This window comes from Vicinamibacteria bacterium (assembly GCA_035620555.1).
In the GTDB taxonomy this organism is placed as follows: Bacteria; Acidobacteriota; Vicinamibacteria; order Marinacidobacterales; family SMYC01; genus DASPGQ01.
The window spans coordinates 1-3,454 of sequence record DASPGQ010000786.1; the positions used below are offsets into that span (position 1 = coordinate 1).

3 protein-coding genes are annotated in these 3,454 nt (G+C 64.8%); 2 read left to right on the plus strand and 1 reads right to left on the minus strand.

The genetic code is table 11. The features are described from left to right. The first annotated feature begins 141 nt into the window (after nucleotides 1–141). The gene (locus VEK15_31660) at nucleotides 142–1,329 is read left to right on the plus strand and encodes an ATP-binding protein (GenBank protein ID HXV65295.1); all 1,188 of its coding nucleotides are present in this window, start codon (nucleotides 142–144) and stop codon (nucleotides 1,327–1,329) included. Nucleotides 1,330–1,347: 18 nt separating this feature from the next. After that, nucleotides 1,348–1,719: a hypothetical protein gene (locus VEK15_31665; GenBank protein HXV65296.1), complete on the plus strand. Its 372-nt coding sequence runs from the start codon at nucleotides 1,348–1,350 to the stop codon at nucleotides 1,717–1,719. 58 nt (nucleotides 1,720–1,777) lie between these two features. Here the strand turns inward: VEK15_31665 and VEK15_31670 are convergent. Continuing rightward, nucleotides 1,778–3,454 (minus strand): hypothetical protein (locus VEK15_31670; GenBank protein ID HXV65297.1); only part of this gene is annotated, 1,677 nt, incomplete at its 5' end.

The window sequence follows — 3,454 nt, forward strand, 5'->3', positions numbered from 1 at the left end:
CCCCATGCGCTCCAGAAGGATCAAAACCAGAAAGCGAAGATGAAAAGGGATCACGCCGAGTTCGTCGTCGGATACACTGGACAATGTCAATAATGTCGAATATGTCCGACAGTTAGTTTACTGTAGAGTACACTGGACAGCATGGACACGGACCGACTCCGTGAGATCACGGGCTATTGGAGCTTCTGGGATAACGATGTTCCCGCAACAATTCCGCGTGACGTGGCCCTTCCTTCACAACTGAGTGATTCCCTCGCGCTCGTAGTTCAAGGCGTTCGGCGCAGCGGGAAGTCTACGCTTTTGGCGCAGATGATGGAGCGCTATCGGCTCGACCCGAAGCACTGTGCCTTTCTCAACTTCGAGGATCCGCGTTTGGGCCAGCGGCTCGATCACACGTTACTGGACGCCTGGGTCACGGCGTTCCGCGGCGCCCATCCTCGTCTCAAGAAGGCGTACTTTTTCTTGGACGAGATCCAGAACGTGACGGGCTGGGAGAAGTGGCTCCGCACGAGGCTCGAGCGGCCCAAGGATAACCACTTCGTCGTCACCGGCTCGAACGCTCAATTGCTGTCCGGTGAGCTGGCCAGTGCCCTGACCGGACGCTATTTCACTCTCGAGCTTTTCCCATTCGATCTCGGCGAGTTTCGCCGCGTGCACCCGAAGGGCAGGCTCGAGGACTACCTGGAGTCCGGTGGCTTTCCTGAACCGCTGCTTTTCGACCACGGCGATCGACTCCGGCAGCAATACTTCTCTGACATCATCGAGCGTGATGTCCGCGAACGCGTCGGGGCGCGCTCTGCTGTTCCGATCAAGCAACTCGTGCAGATGGTTTTCGAGTCGGCAGGCGCGGAGCTCAGCCTCCGTCGTCTTGCGGCCGCAACCGGAATCGCCGTGGACACGACGGCCGGCTACCTGGCTGCCTGCGAAGCCGCTTATCTCCTCTTCGCCGTCCCCTACTTCACCTTTTCGGAACGCAAGCGCTCCGCTCGCAATAAGAAGTACTACCCCATCGACACGGGTCTTCGACGCATGGCCGTCACGCGAACTGGCGTCGACCGCGGAAAGCTACTCGAATGCGCCGTTCACCTCGAGCTCCGTCGCCGAGGTCTGAAGCCGGCATATTGGCGTGGTCAGCGCGAGGTCGACTTCGTCGTCGAGACTGAGCGCGGGATCGTCCCCATACAGGTGAGCTGGGAAGCTCCGGCTGACCGGCACGAACGCGCATTGGACGAGTTCTACGAGGCCTTCCCTCAAGCACAGGAGGCCTTGCGAGTCGGACCCGCCGAATTCGAGGCCGCCGTCCTCGCCGAGCTCGCCGCGGCCCGCTAGCGAGAACGCCGGAACGCGGTGCACGATGCCCTTGTCCTGCGCCTCCTCGATTTGCTTGGCGATCGCGAGCGCTTCGTCGATCGGAATCGGCCCGCGCCTCAAATGCTCCGGGAGGTCCACGTCCTCGACGAGCTCCATCGCGAGGAAATGCGCGGTGGAGCCGTCTTCGAGCGTCGCGCTCTCGAATCCGAACTCGTGGGCGATGTTGGGATGGTTGAGCGACGCGAGAAGCTTCGCCTCGCGCTCGAAGCGAGCGAGCCGCTCTCGGTCCTCGGCGAACGCCGCCGGCAACACCTTGATGGCGACGTCGCGGCCGAGCGTCGCGTCCGTCGCTCGGTACACCTCGCCCATGCCGCCTGCGCCGAGCCTTTCGGTGATTCGATAATGTGAGACCAGCGTATCGATCAAGCTCTTCCCACTTTCCGCCTCCGTCGAGGGCACGCCGTGATCATCGGCCCTCCGGCGCGAAGCTCGCCATCCAGACGTCTGCCTCCTGCTCTACGCGCAGGAAGAAGATCTCGCGGTCCCCCGAGCCGGGATGAGCCATCGAGTAGAAAGAGCCCGCGGGCGGGCGGAGCAAGAGCCGCACGTGGCCGGTTTCGGTGTCCACGAGGTAGATACCCGCCTCCCTGCTGCTATACAAGAGCCGACGGCTGTCTAGGAGCCACGCGAACGTGGGCGCCCCCTGGTGCGTCAGTTCCGCGGCGACGACCCGGTAGAGGCCCTCGGGAACCGAGAGAACGTGGACTCCCGGTGCGAAACCTCCGCTGTCGAGGGGGACGTAGCCGGCGAGCTCCCGGCCGCTGGGAGACCACGCGAAGGGCCAGAAAACGCCGCCCGCGTTCGGAATCTGTGGCAGGACGTTCAAGAGCTGCATCGGAGGTCCGGACTCGGCGTCGAAAAAGCTCGGCTCGTCCCAGCCACCCACGAGGCGGCGGCCATCGGGAGACCAGACCGGAAGGGCCACACCCTTGGCCGCATCCGTCAGTTGTTTCAAAGCGCTGCCGTCCGGACGAATCGACCAGATCTGGTAGAGCCCGCTCCGGCGCGAGACGAACGCGACCTCGCTCCCGTCGGGCCGCCAGGTGACACCCCCGCCCGCGTCCGCGTCGATGAGCACGTTGGTCGAACGACCGTCGCGGGAGACGAGGCTCAACTGTCCCTCGGAGCGGTCGGAGAGGGCGATCCATTGCCCATCGGGCGAGGGCGCGATGCCGAAGAAGAAACGAGTGCCACGGGTAAGGGCTTCGGGCGATCCCGTCACTTGCTCGCCCTCCGGGTCGAACGCCACGCGCTCGAGGTTGGAGCGGTGGTCGAACGTGGTAAAGACGAAAGCGTCGCCTCCGGCCGCGAGGCTCACCTGACCGGCATCCCCGGAAGGAAGGCTCATGGGCTGCGGCACGCCGTGCGTCGTGCCCGACTCGTCGAGCGCGACGCGCCAGACGTTCTGGCTCCCGCCGCGGTCGCTCGTGAACCAGAGAGACCGGCCGTCGGGCGACCATACGGGACTCCAGTCGTAGAATCTGTCATTCGTCACGCGCTTCTTATCGGAGCCGTCGGGGGCGATCGTCCACAAGTCAAAGTTTCCGCTTCCGATCGGCCACGCACCCCAAAAGGCGATGCGGTGGCCGTTTGGGGACCATGCGGGTTGGACGGCGTCGTCACCACCGATTTCGGTGACGGCACCGCTCACGACGTCGACCACCGACAGCTGGCTGAGCGTTTCGCGTCCTGTTGACATCCGGATACTCTCGGACGCGAGGACGAGACGCGTGCCGTCCGGAGCCCACGAGGGATTGAACCCGAACGCGGCGGCGCGTCGCACCGACTCGCCCGTCGCGCTCATGACGAAGACGCCGCCGCCGTCGCGCTCGGAACGGAAGGCGATCCGCTCCCCGTCGGGAGAGAACGCCGGCTGGTAGTCGTCGGCGCTCGAGTCGGCCGTCACGTTGATGGGCTTGCCGCCGGCGACACGCGCCACGTAGATGTCCCAGTCGCCGTCGGCGTTCGAGCTGTAGGCCACGAGCCGCCCGTCCGGAGACAGGCTCGGCTCCACCTCCATGCCCGCGTCCCGCGTGAGCGAACGGTACGAGAGCACGGGACTCGACGGCGCCCGAGGTTTCGA

Bases quoted from the DNA above. Each gene is read 5' to 3' on its own strand.
- VEK15_31660 (HXV65295.1), top strand. From the start codon at position 142: ATGGACACGGACCGACTCCGTGAGATCACGGGCTATTGGAGCTTCTGG.